Consider the following 17976-nt stretch of genomic DNA (forward strand, 5'->3'; position numbering starts at 1 on the left):
AAAAACTTTACAAAACTTACCCGATCGCTCAACATGGGTTAGAGTTATCCTATAAAATCCAGCAATCCTGCAAAGCGTCAACCTTCTCGTCACTTATCCAGTGGTTCGATGACTCAAACCCAAAGCACTAAAACCGCCACCCCAACAGCAATTTATTCCTTGACAATTGCTCCCGCCTGTGTATTGCGAGGTCGATCGGCCATCGCACAAGCCGGAGATGCGATCGCCCGTTTCGGAAAGCGGCCGCTAATCGTCGGCGGCAGCAACTCCCTCGCCGCCGCCCAACCCTACCTGCAACCAATCCTCGAACAGCAGCAGTTAAAATCCGCCGAAACAGCATACGGCAAGGATTGCAGCGAAACCAGCCTCGAAACCCTGCGCGCAGCAGCCCAAACCCATGAAGCCGATTTCATCATCGGTGTCGGCGGCGGCAAAGCCTTAGACGCAGCGAAACTCGTCGCCCATCAGTGCAAAATCCCGATCGTCACCATACCCACATCAGCAGCCACCTGTGCCGCTTGGACAGCCCTTTCTAACATTTATTCAGAACAAGGTGCATTCCAATACGATGTCACATTAGCCAGATGTCCCGACTTATTAATACTCGACTACGGCTTGATTCAAACCGCACCACAGCGGACATTAGTAGCAGGAATTGGAGATGCGATCGCCAAATGGTACGAAGCATCAGTCAGCAGCGGACACTCCGAACAAACCCTGATAATTTCCGCCGTTCAACAAGCTAGAATACTGCGCGATATATTATTCCAAAAATCAGCCGCCGCCCTCAAAGAACCCGGTAGCGAAACCTGGCAAGAAGTCACAGATGCCGCCGTATTGCTAGCAGGAGTAATCGGCGGAATTGGCGGCGCCCAATGTCGCACCGTCGCCGCCCACGCTGTCCACAACGGCCTAACTCATCTATTAGCAAGTCACGGCACATTGCACGGCGAAAAAGTCGCCTACGGCATTTTAGTACAACTGCGACTAGAAGAAATGCTGCAAAACAATCAACTCGCAGCTAGCGCCAGACAGCAACTGCTAAAATTTTACGCCGAGATTGGATTGCCCCAAACATTAGACAACCTCGGACTCGGAGACATTACCATAGCAGAATTGCAGCGCGCCGCCGACATAGCCTGCAATCCCAATTCCGACATCCACCGACTGCCTTTTAAAGTTGTTCCCCAACAATTAATGGCAGCGATGGTTTCTACCACCGCACCTGTGGGAGAATTAAAGATTAAGAATTAAAACAGTTTGTAGTAAGGACTTAAGTCCTGAAAAGGCTGTGCTAGCAAGGACGAAAGTCCTTACTACAAACCAGGAAAACTGACAACTGACACAAAATAAATGACCTTGGATTGGATTAGCCCTGCTGACAGGTTGCAAAAACTACCGCCCTACGTATTTGCCCGTCTCGACGAACTCAAAGCCCGCGCCCGCGAACAAGGACTCGATTTAATAGACTTAGGAATGGGAAACCCCGACGGGGCGACTCCTCAACCAGTAGTAGAAGCCGCTGTCGCAGCCATCCAAAATTCTGCCAATCACGGCTATCCACCCTTTGAAGGAACTGCCAGTTTCCGCCGTACTATTACTAAATGGTACAGCCGCCGCTACAACGTTGAACTCGATCCAGAAAGCGAAGCATTGCCTTTGTTGGGTTCTAAAGAAGGTTTAGCACATTTTGCGATCGCCTACATCAATCCAGGGGACTTAATATTAGTACCAAGTCCTGCTTATCCCGTATTATTTCGCGGCCCAATCATCGCCGGTGCAAAAGTTCACAACATCATCCTCAAACCCGAAAATGACTGGGTAATTGACTTAGCCGACATTCCCGACAGCGTAGCCGAACAAGCCAAAATCCTCTATTTCAATTATCCCAGTAATCCGACTGGAGCAACAGCACCCCGCGAATTTTACAAAGATATTGTTGCTTTTGCACACAAACATCAAATCTTGCTGGTTCACGACTTGTGTTATGCGGAATTAGCCTTTGACGGCTATCAACCGACAAGTTTATTAGAAATTCCCGGCGGGAAAGAAATCGGCGTCGAATTTCACACCATGTCCAAAACCTACAATATGGCCGGCTGGCGCGTCGGTTTTGTAGTAGGAAATAGCAAAATTATTCAAGGTTTGCGGACATTAAAAACTAACCTAGATTACGGTATATTTTCCGCTTTGCAAACAGCAGCAGAAACAGCACTGCAATTGCCCGACAGTTACTTGCACGAAGTGCAGAATCGTTACAGGAATCGCCGGGATTTCATGGTTGAAGGATTGGCAGAATTAGGGTGGAATATTCCTAAACCTCTGGCTGCAATGTATCTTTGGGTTCCCTGCACTCCGGGCATGAGTTCGACTGATTTTGCCCTGAATGTTTTGCAGCAAACGGGTGTTGTGGTGACTCCTGGCAATGCTTTTGGGCCGGGCGGCGAAGGATATGTGAGAATTAGTTTAATTGCAGATTGCGATCGACTGGGAGAAGCATTGCGGCGTTTGAAACAAGCAAACATTCGCTATCAGTAGTCATTAGTCAGTAGCCATTAGTCAGTTGTGATTGGTGATTTGTGAGTTGTTAGTTGTTATTGGTTATTTGTGGGTTGTTAGTTGTTATTGATTATGTGTTATTTGTTGGCGATCGTAACCAATTATTAACTACCCAGGACTACTGACTAATGACTACTGACTAATGACTATAACGTTTTAATTTGCTCAATCACCCAATCAAAAGTTTCCATAACTTGCTTCAGTGCAGATTCGTCTTGCACAGTAAATAAAGCCAGACTCGGCGACCTTCTCTCGCCTGGTTCTGTAGGTAGCGACAGACCGATCGAACTCAGTTTACTTCTCAATTCCAGCCAGTTCTGTTCTGCATTAAACGGCGGCTGGGAACCATAATTGTCAGCAGAAATCTCCATTCTGCCAGCAATATCTACAGTGAATAACTGATAGGGTTTTCTTCCCCTTTGAGGCAATTGAGCCGCGAAACCGCCGTAGGCGTCCCCCGTCCCCCAATGGATTTGAACTTCGGGTTCTTGACTTTTCGCCCAAAGGTAAATTGCTTTTGCCATTTGCGCCTCGTCCGCGCCCCGTCTAGCTTTGATTTCCGCAAAAAATGAAGATTCATCCCAGCGCCTTCTTTCGCGTGTTGCGCTGGATTTTTTCTGCTGTGCTTCTGCTGTCTGACCGATCACTCTAGGAACCAAAGTTTTGAGGCCGTCTTCGCTTACATACTGCTTAATTTCCAGGGCCAAAACTTCAACCGGGTCCATTTGTTCGTTGAGAAATTCCACAACTCGGCGCATTTCAGCGGAAATCTCGTCAGCTACAAACACTAAGCGAACTTTACCCGCTTGCAAATTAGTTTTAACCTTCTGCCAAAATCTGTCTTCATTAGCATTTACGCCGAGAAACTCTTCAAAAATCTGTTCGGGATCGCGACCCCGATCGCGACAATTAGCTTCAAACAGAGAAATAATTGAATCGATCGGCCAGTAAAACAACGCATTAGCAGCATAGTCGATCGACTGACCCAAAACTTTTTGCCGCAGTTCGGCATTCGGAGTTCGCCGCACATCCACCAAAGTAGGAACGGCATTTTGGTCGAGAAACAAATGATCCAGCGACCACTGCACCGCTGTTTCCTCATCGCTGGCTACTGCTGCTTCCCGCGAAATTAACAGCCACCTGCGCGGTGTCGCCCGATCGATTTGGTCTCCCGCGATCAAATTAGGATAAGTTACTAGCAAATCTTGTAACTGGTCTTCCGAGTCGTAGGGCTGTTCCATCATTTCTACCAGCCTGTCGTCGTCCTGAATCAGATAAATACCTCCCGCCATGCCAGCCCACCTACTTAATTTTAGATTTTAGATTTTAGATTTTAGATTTCAGGCTTAGTTATTAGTCTTCAGTCTTCAGTCCGCAGCCAATGATTTGTGAAGGCAAAAGGCATTGGTCAGAATTCAATAAAAATTTTGAAGTCAATAATTTTTATTGTTTGTTAATTCAACAAAAAATCCCTTCTGACTAATGACTGATGACTAATAACTAATGACTAATGACTAATCACTCATAGAACCAGTAAATACTCGCTGTGCCGGCCCGGTCATGTAAATCCGCCCAGAAACTTCTGCCCATTCGATTTCCAAAACGCCGCCGGGGAGTTCAACCGCAGTTACCCGATCGCACTTCCCGACCAACACCCCAGCTACCACAGCAGCACAAGCACCAGTCCCACAAGCTAGAGTAACACCCGCGCCTCTTTCCCACACCCGCATTTTTACATAGTCTGAACGTATCACTTGAATAAATTCCGTATTGGTACGCTGCGGGAATGCTTTGTTGTGCTCGAATTGAGGCCCGACAGTTTCTAAAGCAACAGCCGAAACATCCTCTACAAAGGTAATGCAGTGAGGATTACCCATGCTGACGCAGGTAACAGACCAAGATTTATCAGCAACTTCGATCGGCACATCAATAACTTTGGCATCCGCTGCAGCCAAAGTTGTCGGAATTTCCGCAGCCAGCAGCCGGGGAACCCCCATATCCACCTTCACCTGACCGTCCGATCGCAATTCGGTGATAATAACGCCCGCACCGGTGTGAATCCGGTACTCAGTCTTAGATTCACTCCCCCCCTTAGCAAGGGGGGGTTGGGGGGGGTGAATTTCTGACCCTTCCAAATCGGCGATAAACTTAGCCAAACAGCGAATCCCGTTGCCGCACATTTCCGGTTCCGAACCGTCGGAGTTAAAAATCCGCATCGTATAGTCAGTATCGTTTTGACCCGGAAGAGCAAATATCACACCGTCTGCGCCAATCCCGAAATGTCGATCGCACAAATCCACAGCTTGTTCTGGCGTGATCACCGGTTCTGACGAGTGGCGGTTGTCAATCAGAATAAAATCATTTCCCAGTCCGTGATACTTCGCAAACTCGATCGGCATAAAAACAAACCTCTTTTGGTTAAAACTGATTAGACAATTTGATTACCAAATTACCCAGTTCCCAGTATTATAAAACTTTATGCAATTTATAGTCCTTTCTACTGAAATATAAACAAATATAATATTTATAACTCCACCGGGATACCTAATTAATGCTGATGTCAATAGCTCAATGAATATTCGTCAAAAAGTAACTGCCAATGGGTTTCTCCCTCATCGATTAGACGCGCTTGTAGTTGTGGCAGTAAGGGTTAAACGGTATAAAGAGAAGAATATGGTTTAAGGTAATATTTGACTATATTTTTCTGAACTATGTCTGAATTTGAAACCGGATTGCCCAGCGTTCGCTTAATACAAAGCTACATCAAAGACAAACAACAGGTGGAGATCAAACTCCTGACCGGCGACTTAGTAGCTGGCAGAATTTTTTGGCAGGATAATAGCTGCATTTGCCTCCTAGATCCGTCAGAAACACAAATTCTGATCTCGCGGCCAGCAATTGCTTATCTCAAACCCAACGGGTAAGAGTGGGGCATGGGGCATGGGGCATCGGGCATCGGGCATTGTTGACAGTTGACTGTTGGCTGGAAAGCTCACCACAGTCAACTGCCAACTCTGAACTGTCAACTGCCAACCGTCAACTGCCAACTGCCAACTGCCAACTGACTAATCGCTAAACAGCTTTTCGATGACTTGGGCCTTGACCAAAGGCAGCTTTAAAGCAGGTTGCGGCACTGGTGGTGAGGCCGTCCGCTGCATCAAGCCGAGCTCGTAGAAGCCGCCACACAGCAGCAAACGATCGCCTTCTTGCAAATTGCTACTTCCGTCGGGCCAGCGAGTAAATTTCCCTTCCCGGCGGATCGCCCGCACCTGCACCCCGTACTGGGTCAGCCAATCTACCTCTGACAGTTTTTTGCCCGCCCAAGGGCTGTTTGCTGGCAGCCTCAGCCACTGGCAAGAACTGTCGCCCTGCGGGACTGCAACTTCGCCCTTCGCCAGCAACTCAAAACTGATGAGTTCTTCCGGTTCTCCGACTACAAAAAGTCGATCGCCCGACAGCAAAGCTGTCTTCCCGTTGGGATAATCAATTTCCTCGCCATTCTCGCGGACGATCGCCATTACGCTGACCCCTGTCAACTGCCGCAAGTTAGTTTCTTCCAGAGTCATGCTGGCAATGGGAGAACCTGACGGCAAGCTGTACCACTCGCTGTTCATATCCCGAACCGCCACTTTCAAATCCCGCGAAACCGCCAAAGGTTCGCGCGCTGGCCGCAATTCCAGATAGCGGCTGCTGCGAATTTGCTGCACATCCCGCGCGATCGCCATTGCTGAAAGCCCCATGCCAGCCAGCAAGTGGGAAGACAGTTCTAAACTGGCTTCAAACTCCGGCTGCACGACTTCCCAGGCCCCCAATTGGTAAAGCAGTTCGATGTCTTTATCTTGGTTCGCACACACCACAATATCCAAATCCGGGACTAATTCTAAAGCCCGCTTCAGACACAAGCGAGTGCTCATGGGATCGGGAAGGGCGATCGCCATTGCTTTTGCCCGTTCCACCCGCGCGGCTTCCAATACGTGCAAGCTGGCAGCATTCCCGTAAATGTAAGGAATTCCTTGGACTCTGCACTCTTGAATTCTACTTTCTGACTCATCGATCACCACAACTGAACAGTTGCGGCTTTGCAGCATTTTGACTAAAATTCTGCCGACTCGCCCGTAGCCGCAAACCACAACATAATTTTGTTCTGGCAAAGTTTCAGCTATTGCCACAGGTTGAGATGTTTCGTCAAAATAGCGCTGTAAAGGCCCGAAATTTTCCGCCCATTTCAATAACTGGGGCACGCTTCTCAACACAAACGGAGTTAGCACGAGGGTGACTGCTGTCGTGCCTAAAATTAACAGGTAAACATTCCGCGAAACCAGCCCCATAACTTGGCCGGCACTAGCGAGTACAAAGGAAAATTCTCCTATTTGAGCTAAGCCCAAACCTGCGATCAATGCTGTTTTTAGCGGATAGCCAAATAGTCGGACGATCGGCGTTATAATCAAGAATTTGCCGACAAATACTATAAATACCAGTCCCAGAATTACTTCTAGATGGTTCCACAGAAACATCGGGTCAATTAACATTCCGATGGTGACAAAAAATAAGGATGCAAAAATATCTCGCAAAGGCTCGACATAAGTTAGAGTTTGGTCGGCATATTCCACCTCCGAAATCATTAAACCCGCGACAAATGCGCCCATCTCGATGGAAAAACCCAAATATTCTGTCAGCAGCGCAATCCCTAAAGCCAAAACCACAACTCCCAGCAAAAATAGTTCCCGACTTTCTGTTTTCGCCAGGTAGCGCAGCAACTGCGGTACCATCCAAATGCCGGCGACTACAGCACCGACAGCAAATAACCCGATCCGCAGCAGCGCCCACGCTACCGTCATGCCGATCTCTTCTGCTGGCTGATTGAGTGCCGGCAAAACTGCTAACATTAGTCCCAAAGCCAAATCTTGAACTACTAATATTCCCAGCATGACTTGACCGTGGGAAGTACCGGATTCATTGCGCTCCATCAAGCATTTCAGTACAACTGCGGTCGAGGAAAGCGACAGAATCGCTCCTAAAAACACGCCTTGAGCGGGCGATTCTACCCAGCCTACAGCTAAGGAAATTGCAGTAGTAATGGCGATCGTCAGCACAATTTGCAAGCTCCCTCCGCCCAAACTAATGGCTTTTACTTTCTGGAGTTCGGCGAAAGAAAATTCCACTCCCAAGGCAAACAACAGAAAGGCAACCCCAAATTCAGCCAGGGTGTCTACCTGAATTAATTCTTTAATCAGCCCCAAACCGGCCGGCCCAACTACGATCCCTCCCAGCAGGTAGCCGAGAATTACCGGCTGTCGCAAGAGCGATGCAAAGAGTCCTCCTGCTGCGGCAGCAGCGAGAACTAGAACTAAGTCAACGATCAGTCGGAAGTCTTCTTGCACAAGTTTATGAAAAAAGTATAAAGTTATATTATAGTGTCTAATGTGTTGACTCTGTTTAGTGGGTTGACTGTAGTTGGGGAGCCAGGACAACTGCAACTATAGAACCAGGTATTTTCTGATACCAAAGAGTTTCACTGCTCAAAAAAACCTTAACCTCTTGCAATTTGAGCAAGAGATTGCGCCTTTATTGGGGGTAATGTTTCGCCTCAACGAGAGGAGCGCGGTGAGATTAAATCAAGTTACTTTTTTTAATCTATTTCTGACGGGGTGGAGTGATTTTAATTACCTTTTTGTAGTGAGTGGTTTTCTCAGGGTGTACGTTCACAGATCGGCGATCAATAAAAATGATTAGTTAAAATCTTTTTTATTTATTCAAGCCCTGCTTGCGGATTTACCCGATATACTGCATAATTACTCAGGCACTTTGGTGTTTTTTTCTAGTAATCCCCCGTTTTGCTAACAATAAAAATTTAGGTTTTAGAAAAGTAATTTTGTCGTGGCTCTTGATACCTCAAAATGACAAGCCCATTGGAGATGTAGGTTGGACAAAGCTGCCGTCGCACCTGTAAAGACTGCGCTAGAGGCGATCGACTCCCTAACTGTAGGACACCCGTATTTGCTCGGTCACGAACTGAGCATTGCCGATTTTTACCTAATTCCAGTCTTCACCTACCTATCCCAGACCGCAGAGTACGAAGCAACGATCGCGCCAACTTCAAAGCTGCGGACTTGGTGGAATAAAGTCAGTCAACTTCCCAGTGTGAAGGAAGTCTGTGCTTGACATCTGTACACTTTATAAATCAGGGGTTTACAACCATGTCGCATTTATTTGAGCCATTGGATCAACGTGGTGTTACCTTCCGAAATCGCATTGCAGTTTCTCCCATGTGTCAATATTCCAGTGTTGATGGATTCGCGAATGATTGGCATCTGGTTCATCTCGTCAGTCGAGCCGTAGGAGGGGCAGGGCTGGTGATGACTGAAGCAGCGGCAGTCGAGCCTGAAGGACGAATTACGCCGCAAGATTTGGGAATCTGGCAAGATGCTCACATTGAAATGTTGGCGCGAATCGTCGAGTTAATTCACCGCAACGGTGCGGTTGCAGGAATTCAACTGGCTCATGCAGGTCGAAAAGCCAGTACAGCACTTCCGTGGGAGGGCGGCGATGTGCTTTCGGAATCTCAAGGAGGATGGACTTCGATCGCCCCTAGCGCCGTTCCATTTGAACCCGGTACCCCCGCCCCGATCGCTCTGAGTATCGAAGACATTCAGAAGCAGACGACACTCTTTGTCAACGCAGCCCAACGCGCCCTCGAAGCCGGATTTGACGTAATCGAGATTCATGCGGCTCACGGCTACCTACTGCATGAATTTATGTCTCCCTTGAGTAATCAACGGACAGATGACTATGGTGGCAGTTTTGAGAATCGCATCCGGTTTTTATGTGAAGTCGTAGAAGCGGTGCGAAATGTTTTGCCGGATCAAACACCGCTTTGGGTTCGCATCTCTGCAACTGATTGGGTTCCAAATGGTTGGGACATTGAACAAAGTATTGTACTCAGCTATAAATTAAAGTCACTGGGCGTTGATTTAATCGATTGTTCATCAGGCGCAATTGTACCGGGTGAAAAGATTCCGACGGGTGCAGGTTATCAAACTACCTTTGCCGATCGCATTCGACGCTCCGCGAACATCGCCACCGGAGCCGTTGGTATGATTACTGCACCCGCGCAGGCTGACCACATCATCCGTACAGGTCAAGCAGATATGGTGTTACTTGCCAGAGAACTGCTGCGCGATCCTTATTGGCCGATGCGGGCTGCGAAGCAACTACGTCAATCCGTTCCTGCTCCTATTCAATACGCTCGCGCTTGGTAATTAAGCGGATTTGCGATCGTCGGTTTTACACAAATCCACTAGGACTCACTTGTTTAGTGTTTCTGTAAACCAGTCGCTCAATAAAGGCTTTTTTGATTCTGCGATCGCCTCAAGTACAAGGCACGTTCCCATCGCCGTGACGTGATTCGATGCGAACGCTAGCGGATGCAGTCAGTCGGATAGTGCTCTTTGCCCTGTTTTCGGCGTATTTCTGGCAATTGTCGCCTGAAATCACCCTCGAAGAGATGCGGAGTTTTGCAAATGCGCCGTCTTTTGATGAACTGCTGCATTAGCTTGCTTACAGAGAACTCAGTAAGGTGTGTCGGTGGGTTCGATCGCACATCGCCTCGCGATCGGTTGGCACTCCCAATTCGTTCCTCTGAGTGCATCGTGGTGTCGATCGCGCCTTCCCTCGTCCAACCCAACAATCTAATCAATCTAGAAACCATAATATCGGATAATTGTAAAGCAATTCACCAAGCTAACAGCATGAGTATTGACCAATTAAACACAGACTACGGCATTGCCGGGAACCTCACCTTCGCCACGGGAAACGGTGGTTTCCCGATGATTCACATCGACAACGGTCAAGCCAAAGCCTTAATTTCTGTGTATTCCGGTCAAGTTCTCTCCTTTCAACCCGCCACCGAAACCACAGACTTGATGTTCGTCAGCGACAAAGCCTACTACGCCGAAGGGAAAGCCATCAAAGGCGGTATACCCATCTGTTGGCCCTGGTTTGGCCCCGATCCCGAAGCCTTGGGGCGTCCGAGTCATGGGTTTGTGCGGAATCGCCTCTGGAATGTGCTGGAAACCGCCACAACCCCAGACGGCCCAACCAAAGTCACTCTCGGACTCAAGGATACCGATGAAACTAGAGCAATTTGGCCCCAAGCCTTTGAACTGGCGATCGAGATTACGATCGGTACCAGCCTCACGGTAGAATTAATCACCCGCAATCTAGGCGACAAAGCATTTCCCCTCACCCAAGCTTTCCACACCTATTTCCAAGTCGGCGATATCAACCGCGTGCAGGTTTTAGGCTTAGAAAATAGCCAGTATCTTGATAAAGCCGATAGTGGTGTCGAAAAAACTCAAGTGGGTGCAGTGGTAGTAACAGGTGAAGTCGATCGCATTTATCTTGATGTCACCAATGAATTAGTCATTGACGATAGCGCCCTCAATCGTCGAATTCGCATTAAATCATCGGGTAGTAAATCCGTCGTAGTGTGGAATCCCTGGGTGACAATTTCTGCAAATATGGCCGACCTTGATGATGCAGATTATCAGCGTTTACTCTGCGTAGAAACGACCAATGCAGCTACAGATATTGTGGAAGTTCCCGCTCATGGTGAGTTCCGCTTGCAGGCCATTTACAGCGTTGAACGCGGCTAAGGAATTAGAGCTTAAGCTTAGCGGTGATGGGGCCAAAATTCCAGTAAGCTGTTCAACATTTCAATTGGATATTTTGGGCGTTGCTTAAATCCCACCCACAAGAGGGGGATTGTTTCTTTAAATACAACTTAAATGCCGATTAGCTGATTGAATTGAAAAACTCTGTCACCGTAATGACTAATAACACCAAATTCTAGATTTCTCCCGTCTTTATTTCTTAGTCCGTGAAAGAATTTCGGCGAAGCTGAGTCGAACCGTCTAGCGGCAAACGAAAGTTTGTACGATCGGTTTCAACCGCCGACTCCGATCTTTTTACTTACCATCAATTATTATGCAAATCTTCAACTGGACAAAACTTCAAAATGGATCAGACATTCGCGGTATCGCCCTCGAAGGCGTTCCCAATGAAACAGTCAACCTAACGCCCGAAATTGCGACAATCTTAGGTAAATCCTTTGTCAGTTGGCTGGTGCAAAAAGTCAATAAGCCAGCGGCCGAATTAACGATCGCGATCGGGCGTGACAGTCGCCTATCAGGGCCAACCTTAATGCAAGCAGTCATGGAGGGAATCGCCTCAGTTGGTGCAACCGTGTACGACTTTGAAATGGCCTCAACCCCCGCCATGTTTATGAGTACCATTACTCCTGGTTTTGATTGCGACGGCGCGATTATGCTCACTGCTAGCCATTTGCCATTTAATCGAAATGGCTTAAAGTTTTTCACCGCCAAAGGTGGGTTACAAAAGCAGGATATTACAGATATCTTAACACTAGCCCAAAGCAATTACTTTCAGCCCGCCTCATCGCCCGGTAAGATTACAAAGCATGATTTTATCTCAGTTTATGCTAACCAATTTGTCACCAAGATTAGGGAATCAGTCAATCATCCCGATAATTTTGAGCAACCGCTAACAGGATTAAAAATTGTTGTAGACGCAGGAAACGGTGCTGGCGGTTTTTATGTTGATAAAGTCTTAAAACCTTTAGGTGCTGACACTACGGGGAGTCAGTTTTTAGAGCCCGATGGTACTTTCCCCAATCATGTGCCAAATCCCGAAGATAAACAGGCAATGCAGTCAATTTGTCAAGCGGTAATTGAACACCAAGCTGATTTTGGGATTATTTTTGATACGGATGTCGATCGCAGTGCTGCAGTCGATCAAGTTGGCAAGGAACTCAATCGCAATCGCTTAATTGCCTTGATTTCGGCGATCGTATTAAAAGAACACCCAGGCTCTACTATTGTCACCGATTCTATCACCTCCGATGGCTTGACACAATTCATAGAACAAGATTTAAAAGGGATTCACCATCGCTTTAAACGCGGCTACAAAAATGTGATTGATGAGTCGATTCGCCTCAATGAAGCCGGACAGGAATCATGGCTGGCGATTGAAACCTCTGGACATGGAGCTTTGAAAGAAAATTACTTTCTGGATGATGGCGCTTATTTGGTCAGCAAATTATTGATTGAATTGGCTAACTCAAAGCTAGCAAATCAATCTTTGCCGGATTTAATTGCGAATTTAAAAGAACCCGAAGAAAGTGCAGAATTTCGGATTAAAATTGGTGTGGATGATTTCAAGGCTCACGGCTATCTGGTTATTGAACAACTGCAACAATTTGTCTCAACGCAAGCAGACTGGAAAATAGTTCCCAATAACTACGAAGGTCTGCGAATTTCCTGCACTTCAGCTAGCGAATCCGGCTGGTTTCTGTTACGCTTATCACTCCATGATCCGGTGATGCCTTTGAATGTGGAGTCGAATGTTAAGGGTGGTGTTGCTCACATAGTGGCTCGGCTTTTAACTTTTTTCCAAACCACAGAATCCCTTAATTTTTCGGCACTATCGATCTAAGTTTTACTCGTGTCAGACTATTAGTAAACCCAACCCAAGGAGGAATTTCATCATGTGGCTTTTAACCATACAATGTTCTGCTGAAAGCTGGGATACCCATTCCAAAGCTTTCAAAGCCATCGCTGATAAATATCCGGCTACGCCTCTTTCTTCCAAAAAGATGAAAGGATCTGGTCAACGCATCATGGAATATCAGCTTGAGAATGTCAATGATGTAGAGGAATTTATGGAAGAATGCTTAACCTTAGATGGTTTCACCGCTACCTTTGAATCCCTATAATTCTAGGTGATCAGATTATAGCAAGTCTCAATTTTTATCTCATACCATTTTAGATGTGAGATTTTAAAATTGGGAATCAATACTATTTTGCCAAAAATAGGCTAAAATAACTAGAGAGTTTGAAGAAGGTTCGCGGAAAGTAAACGGCAAAGAAAGAATTGATTTAACTGCTATTGAGTCAAAAATAATTCTGTTGTAGCGGCGTGAACTATAACTAATACTAATTGTTGAAAGTTATGTAATAGTAGCTAGGACTGATAAAATATAATCATCCAGTTATAGATGAAGAGTGTTTCTGTTGAAACTTGGGCTCTCCTATATTTGTAATGGAAACTGTAGTGTGAGCGTCTGCCTCAAGCAGGCTTTTCTCCGCGCACTACGGGATTTTTTATTATTCTTATCACCTCAAGTTAAGCATTTATTTAAGTTAGTCTCTCATCTCCAAATCTTTGACCGAAAGCATCCAGGATACAAGCCCCCGGATTCATTCCGAAAGCAGACTCAGTATCCAGAAATAAAAAATCTGTATCTGATGAAACTTGCCGCCCGAATTTATCCGTGGGGTCAATGCTTCAATTCTAAAATCTAAAATCTAAAATCTAAAATCGATTGACCAAGCTTTTTACCTAAAGCTTTTTCTCTCGACTTATTGCGGATTGCTATAGTTAGTCTAGATAGTTAAAAATATATCAGCGAGACAAAGATTAAGGACACCTAGTGATGATAATGACTGTGAGTCGAGGCAACGGCGGGCTAAGTGCCGAAATAGTTACGGGTCGGATTTTGCGGTGGGGGCAGTTGAAAGCAAACAAGTTAACCACCAGTTCGATCGGGGGAATTGTTGCTGGCTTTCTGAGTTTTGCCCTGCCGGTGCAAGCTTTGCAGGTAGTTGTGACGCCGGCCAATCCCCAACTGGGAGATACGCTGTCAGTAATGATTCAAGTTGACGGTAACGGCGGGGAAACTCCAACAGTTTCTCTACAGCAAAAAAACTACCCTGCGTTTCCGATCGGCAACGGCCGCTTTCGGGCCCTGTTGCCGACGACGCCGGTAGAGAAACCCGGTGCCCGCCAAATCCAAGTCGCAGGTGACGGACAAGTGCAGAACTTGAGCGTGCAAGTGCGCGATCGAAATTTTCCCACTCAATCCATCTGGCTACCGCCTGGGAAAGACGAGGAAGGTACAGATGCTGAATTCGATCGCGTAGACGCATTTAAAGCACTCGTGACACCCGAAAAATTTTGGGACGGCAAATTGTTGCGCCCCAACTCCGGCGAAATTACCACTATTTACGGGGTGCGACGCTATTATAATGGGGTATTTGCTCAAGACTACTACCATCGCGGCGTGGATTACGCGGGTGCTTCCGGTTCCCCTGTAGTGGCACCAGCAGCCGGTCGGGTGTCTCTAGTGGGACGTGAATCGCAAGGCTTCAAAATCCACGGAAACGTGGTTGGTATCGACCACGGTCAGGGCGTAGCAAGTATTTTGATGCACCTCAGCCGGATTGATGTCAAGGAAGGCGATGTCGTGAAAGCCGGTCAAGTAATTGGTACTGTGGGGTCAACAGGGGCTTCTACAGGCCCTCACCTGCATTGGGGACTTTACGTGCATGGGCAGTCCGTCGATCCTGTACCTTGGCGACTTCAGGGAGTTGAGTAGGAGTTTTTACAGGTTTTGACGGATTTATCAGTCAATTATGGGGTAAGTTTGTGGCTAGGGTGTGCAGATAACTGTGATGGGTTATCAGTATTGAGTTAGGATTTGTATAAAATTTCTCAACTCAACTCTCAAAACTCGAATCTCAAGACGCTAACAATCGCGTCTTCACAAAACTTTATTGATGATGCCGTTGAGCGGGGACGCATATATGAGTATTGAAAAAATTGTTGAACAGGCTTTGCAGGATGGCTATTTAACGCCGTCTATGGAAGCTGAGGTGGGACGGATCTGCAATACGGCTTCGGAATTGTCGATCGAAGAGTACATGGCTCTCGATCGTCTGATGGGTTCTTTGTTGACTGGCGAAGTTGTAGTTCTGCCACGCAAACAGTTCATCAACGTGATGGAAGAGTTGGTACTCAGCGATGCGATCGCTAGAGTGGCCGAAATTGAGGCGACGAGCGACCTGAGTTTGGATGTGGGAGATATTGCAGCTTATGCTTTAAATAGGCTGCCACCTCTGTACGCTACGACGGAAGAGGGAGCTCACTTTCAAAGGGCTAGGGCTAAAGAGCAACTTCACGATTTGATTTCCAAAGAAGTCAACGCAGCGATCGCCCGCAACTTGGATCGGCCCGACACCCCAAACCCGACAGCTTTGGGCAAGTCTTCGGGAAACGAAGTTCTTTCACAGCTAAGCACTTGGCTGCAAGCTAACGCCACTAATTTTGAGCCCCAGCCTTAGTACCACCCCAACAGTTCTATTTTGATTAAGTCGATCCCGCTCAATTCAGAAAGCGGGATTTTTAGTTTCTGAGCCAGCAAGATTCATCTGAAGGCAGAAGCCAGAATTCAAGAACAAAAAATTAAAATTTAAGAGTTTTCTTTATTTGTTGCCTAAAACAAAAAATTCTCTCTTCCTTCTTCCTTCCTTCTTCCTTCCTTCTTCCTTCTTCCTTCTTCTTTCAAACGATTAATTGTTGCTGTCAGAAGACTCACCGGAGGGGCCAGCGGTAACTTTTGTTTCTCGCTTTTCGCGTTTTTTTCGTTCCGCTTGGATGACATCTTGAAGCACTATTCGTGCTTGGGCCATTTTTTCCAAATTGCTGCGGTACAAATCTAAATCTTTGCTAACTTTGTCTTCTGGCAGGTGCAAGGCTACACAGACTTTAGCGATCGCGTTGTTTCGCGTTTCTTGGTCTTTTACTAAGTTAGGATCAGCTTTTTCTAACAGCGAGAACAAACCGATCGCGAACAAGCGACTGTACTTAAATTGAGGGTTGCTGGCGATCGCCCCTAAAGACGCTTGCAAATCTGCTGTATCTTCAAAGCTGGTAGAGCGATCGAGCCACGAGAGCAACTCTTGCCCCGAAAGTCTATCTGCCAAGCTTTCCAATCGCTGAGCGTCTTGCTTGTAGCGCTCTGGATCGTCTTCTAGGGACTTGCACAAAGCGTTAAAAATCGAAACTCTGTCGGCTTCTGGGGCGTACCCAAGCATGAATCGATCAAAAGCTGTCACTACACCCAAAGCATAAATCGGGTCGTATTGAAAATCGGCATTCGCCGAAAGCAGGTGCATTTCTACCATCAACTCTTCCACCACTCGACGGTAAATTGAGTTGATCGGTCGAGTGTGAATCGTATAGAAACTTCGCTTAGTATCTGAAACAGTACGGTTATTGTTCACCTGAGTCTTATAGATAAATAATTTTGCCGTAGCGGGCGTGCCAGCGCGGCGTGAGTAAAGTCGGGGGAGTCAGTCGATTTTAGATTTGAGATTTTAGATTTTAGATTTACCCCACAGATAAATCTGGGAGCTTGAACTTTGGTCTAAAATTTTTATCTTTCCACGACTTAAGTACGTGGCACGGTATCCGTTGTTGGGCTGGGTCAATTCTGCGATCGGTCTGACAAAAAGTGCCAGTTTTTTAAGCGTTGCCGCCTCCTTGCGAGACAAAATTTTATCAAAAATATTTTACGCGCGATCGGCAGCAACAATTAATATGTCGCAATATGAGGGAAAAAACCCAGTATCTTTACAATCATAGCTCTTCTGGGATCGCTCATAAATCTCATCTTCTGACTTGCCCAGCCTTGATATGGTCTTACATATCACAATAACTTTTTCTTGTCAATCCCTAATCGTCAAAAAACAAACATGACAATTTCTCCTGAATTAATAGCTTTAGCCCAGTACATGGCGGGCGAATTTGACAACCGAGAACAAGCGCTAGCAGAGCCGGCGTGGTACGTCCACCTTCGTATGTGGCAAAGACCACTACCCGTTCCTTTATTTTCCGAACCCAGCATTGCCCTGTTTGCCGAACAAGCCAACATTTTGGAATTAGACAAGCCATACCGCCCCCGCATAGTGCAACTGAGGCACTCACAGATAGCGCCAGGACTTATTGAAGCTCAGTATTATATGTTCAACGACATTACAGCCGTCAAAGGAGCCGGTTGCAACCCCGACTTGCTTGGAAAGCTAACGAAGGAGCAAATCCAACTCCTTCCCGGCTGCACCCTCTCGGTTGCGGTGCAAAATTTAGCCTCAAACGGCTATCGATTTCGGGCATCTTTGCCGGAGGGCACTCGCTGCGGCTTTGCCTACGGGGGGCAAAATTACCAAGTAGACTTGGGATTTGAAGCCGCAGGCGAGGAATTCCTCAGCTACGACAAAGGAATAAGCCCCACGACAGGCCAGGCTATCTGGGGAGCTTTAATGGGTCCTTTTAGATTTGTCAAGCGTCAGGATTTTGCTCCTGAGATATTGGTTTGAAGCAAGAAGCAACAAGAAACAAGGAAGAAAAATATAGCTATCTAGGATAGAAGGCAAGACTTTACCTTGACCTATTCTTCTACTTTAGTGTTTTGGTGAACCTCTCAACCTCTCAAGAAAGGAAGAAAGCATAAGGAAGCTGGCAAGAATTTACCTGCTTCCTGTTCTTGTCCAGGGTTCCGGC

The 17976-nt window shown here is 46.8% G+C and carries 16 protein-coding genes; 11 read left to right on the top strand and 5 right to left on the bottom strand.

Annotated elements, in window-relative coordinates; all coding sequences use genetic code 11:
• The first annotated feature begins 108 nt into the window (after nt 1-108).
• Nucleotides 109-1254, top strand: coding sequence for an iron-containing alcohol dehydrogenase family protein (locus tag Q5691_RS08850; protein ID WP_333344528.1), 1146 nt, complete (start codon nt 109-111; stop codon nt 1252-1254).
• Between the two features lie 99 nt (nt 1255-1353).
• Nucleotides 1354-2538, top strand: coding sequence for an aspartate aminotransferase (locus Q5691_RS08855; protein WP_333344529.1), 1185 nt, complete (start codon nt 1354-1356; stop codon nt 2536-2538).
• Nucleotides 2539-2705: 167 nt separating this feature from the next.
• On the opposite strand, the gene Q5691_RS08860 is transcribed toward Q5691_RS08855, so the two are convergent.
• Together Q5691_RS08860 and dapF are read right to left on the bottom strand one after the other, a co-directional pair.
• Nucleotides 2706-3851 carry a hypothetical protein gene (locus Q5691_RS08860; protein ID WP_333344531.1) on the bottom strand — a complete coding sequence of 382 codons (1146 nt, stop codon included), beginning with the start codon at nt 3849-3851 and terminating at the stop codon, nt 2706-2708.
• 222 nt (nt 3852-4073) lie between these two features.
• On the bottom strand, nt 4074-4958 hold the full coding sequence (gene dapF, locus Q5691_RS08865) for a diaminopimelate epimerase (RefSeq protein WP_333307737.1): 885 nt from the start codon (nt 4956-4958) through the stop codon (nt 4074-4076).
• Nucleotides 4959-5270: 312 nt separating this feature from the next.
• Between dapF and Q5691_RS08870 the strand changes: the two genes are divergently transcribed.
• A complete protein-coding gene (locus Q5691_RS08870; protein WP_333057289.1) occupies nt 5271-5483 on the top strand; it encodes an Hfq-related RNA-binding protein in 213 nt (70 codons plus the stop codon).
• 141 nt (nt 5484-5624) lie between these two features.
• On the opposite strand, the gene Q5691_RS08875 is transcribed toward Q5691_RS08870, so the two are convergent.
• The gene (locus Q5691_RS08875) at nt 5625-7940 is read right to left on the bottom strand and encodes a cation:proton antiporter domain-containing protein (RefSeq protein WP_333344533.1); all 2316 of its coding nucleotides are present in this window, start codon (nt 7938-7940) and stop codon (nt 5625-5627) included.
• 541 nt (nt 7941-8481) lie between these two features.
• Here Q5691_RS08875 and Q5691_RS08880 point away from each other — a divergent pair.
• A complete protein-coding gene (locus Q5691_RS08880; RefSeq protein WP_333211169.1) occupies nt 8482-8721 on the top strand; it encodes a glutathione S-transferase domain-containing protein in 240 nt (79 codons plus the stop codon).
• Nucleotides 8722-8756: 35 nt separating this feature from the next.
• Nucleotides 8757-9818, top strand: coding sequence for an NADH:flavin oxidoreductase/NADH oxidase (locus Q5691_RS08885; protein ID WP_333211167.1), 1062 nt, complete (start codon nt 8757-8759; stop codon nt 9816-9818).
• A gap of 158 nt (nt 9819-9976) precedes the next feature.
• Here the strand turns inward: Q5691_RS08885 and Q5691_RS08890 are convergent, their stop codons facing one another.
• Nucleotides 9977-10267: a hypothetical protein gene (locus tag Q5691_RS08890; protein WP_333211165.1), complete on the bottom strand. Its 291-nt coding sequence runs from the start codon at nt 10265-10267 to the stop codon at nt 9977-9979.
• Between the two features lie 40 nt (nt 10268-10307).
• Here Q5691_RS08890 and Q5691_RS08895 point away from each other — a divergent pair, with 40 nt between their 5' ends.
• The 5 genes from Q5691_RS08895 (at nt 10308) to Q5691_RS08915 (ending at nt 15758) form a co-directional block, all read left to right on the top strand.
• Nucleotides 10308-11213, top strand: a complete 906-nt coding sequence (locus tag Q5691_RS08895; RefSeq protein ID WP_333211164.1) for a D-hexose-6-phosphate mutarotase — start codon at nt 10308-10310, stop codon at nt 11211-11213.
• A 331-nt stretch (nt 11214-11544) separates the two neighbouring features.
• Nucleotides 11545-13071, top strand: coding sequence for a phosphomannomutase/phosphoglucomutase (locus Q5691_RS08900; RefSeq protein WP_333211162.1), 1527 nt, complete (start codon nt 11545-11547; stop codon nt 13069-13071).
• A gap of 52 nt (nt 13072-13123) precedes the next feature.
• On the top strand, nt 13124-13351 hold the full coding sequence (locus Q5691_RS08905) for a hypothetical protein (RefSeq protein WP_333211160.1): 228 nt from the start codon (nt 13124-13126) through the stop codon (nt 13349-13351).
• Between the two features lie 720 nt (nt 13352-14071).
• A complete protein-coding gene (locus tag Q5691_RS08910) occupies nt 14072-15013 on the top strand; it encodes a M23 family metallopeptidase (RefSeq protein ID WP_333211158.1) in 942 nt (313 codons plus the stop codon).
• Between the two features lie 208 nt (nt 15014-15221).
• Nucleotides 15222-15758, top strand: a complete 537-nt coding sequence (locus Q5691_RS08915) for a late competence development ComFB family protein (protein ID WP_006631395.1) — start codon at nt 15222-15224, stop codon at nt 15756-15758.
• A 228-nt stretch (nt 15759-15986) separates the two neighbouring features.
• Here the strand turns inward: Q5691_RS08915 and psb29 are convergent, their stop codons facing one another.
• A complete protein-coding gene (psb29, locus tag Q5691_RS08920) occupies nt 15987-16700 on the bottom strand; it encodes a photosystem II biogenesis protein Psp29 (RefSeq protein WP_333211156.1) in 714 nt (237 codons plus the stop codon).
• 471 nt (nt 16701-17171) lie between these two features.
• Between psb29 and Q5691_RS08925 the strand changes: the two genes are divergently transcribed.
• On the top strand, nt 17172-17792 hold the full coding sequence (locus Q5691_RS08925; protein WP_333211155.1) for a chromophore lyase CpcT/CpeT: 621 nt from the start codon (nt 17172-17174) through the stop codon (nt 17790-17792).
• The last annotated feature ends 184 nt before the right edge of the window (nt 17793-17976 follow it).

Origin of the sequence: Microcoleus sp. w1-18aA5, from assembly GCF_036701705.1 — a bacterium.
Classification (GTDB): Bacteria; Cyanobacteriota; Cyanobacteriia; order Cyanobacteriales; family Microcoleaceae; genus Microcoleus.

Bases quoted from the DNA above. Each gene is read 5' to 3' on its own strand.
- Q5691_RS08850 (WP_333344528.1), top strand. From the start codon at position 109: ATGACTCAAACCCAAAGCACTAAAACCGCCACCCCAACAGCAATTTAT.
- Q5691_RS08855 (WP_333344529.1), top strand. From the start codon at position 1,354: ATGACCTTGGATTGGATTAGCCCTGCTGACAGGTTGCAAAAACTACCG.
- Q5691_RS08860 (WP_333344531.1), bottom strand. From the start codon at position 3,851: ATGGCGGGAGGTATTTATCTGATTCAGGACGACGACAGGCTGGTAGAA.
- dapF (WP_333307737.1), bottom strand. From the start codon at position 4,958: ATGCCGATCGAGTTTGCGAAGTATCACGGACTGGGAAATGATTTTATT.
- Q5691_RS08870 (WP_333057289.1), top strand. From the start codon at position 5,271: ATGTCTGAATTTGAAACCGGATTGCCCAGCGTTCGCTTAATACAAAGC.
- Q5691_RS08885 (WP_333211167.1), top strand. From the start codon at position 8,757: ATGTCGCATTTATTTGAGCCATTGGATCAACGTGGTGTTACCTTCCGA.
- Q5691_RS08890 (WP_333211165.1), bottom strand. From the start codon at position 10,267: ATGGTTTCTAGATTGATTAGATTGTTGGGTTGGACGAGGGAAGGCGCG.
- Q5691_RS08895 (WP_333211164.1), top strand. From the start codon at position 10,308: ATGAGTATTGACCAATTAAACACAGACTACGGCATTGCCGGGAACCTC.
- Q5691_RS08900 (WP_333211162.1), top strand. From the start codon at position 11,545: ATGCAAATCTTCAACTGGACAAAACTTCAAAATGGATCAGACATTCGC.
- Q5691_RS08905 (WP_333211160.1), top strand. From the start codon at position 13,124: ATGTGGCTTTTAACCATACAATGTTCTGCTGAAAGCTGGGATACCCAT.
- Q5691_RS08910 (WP_333211158.1), top strand. From the start codon at position 14,072: ATGATAATGACTGTGAGTCGAGGCAACGGCGGGCTAAGTGCCGAAATA.
- Q5691_RS08915 (WP_006631395.1), top strand. From the start codon at position 15,222: ATGAGTATTGAAAAAATTGTTGAACAGGCTTTGCAGGATGGCTATTTA.
- Q5691_RS08925 (WP_333211155.1), top strand. From the start codon at position 17,172: ATGACAATTTCTCCTGAATTAATAGCTTTAGCCCAGTACATGGCGGGC.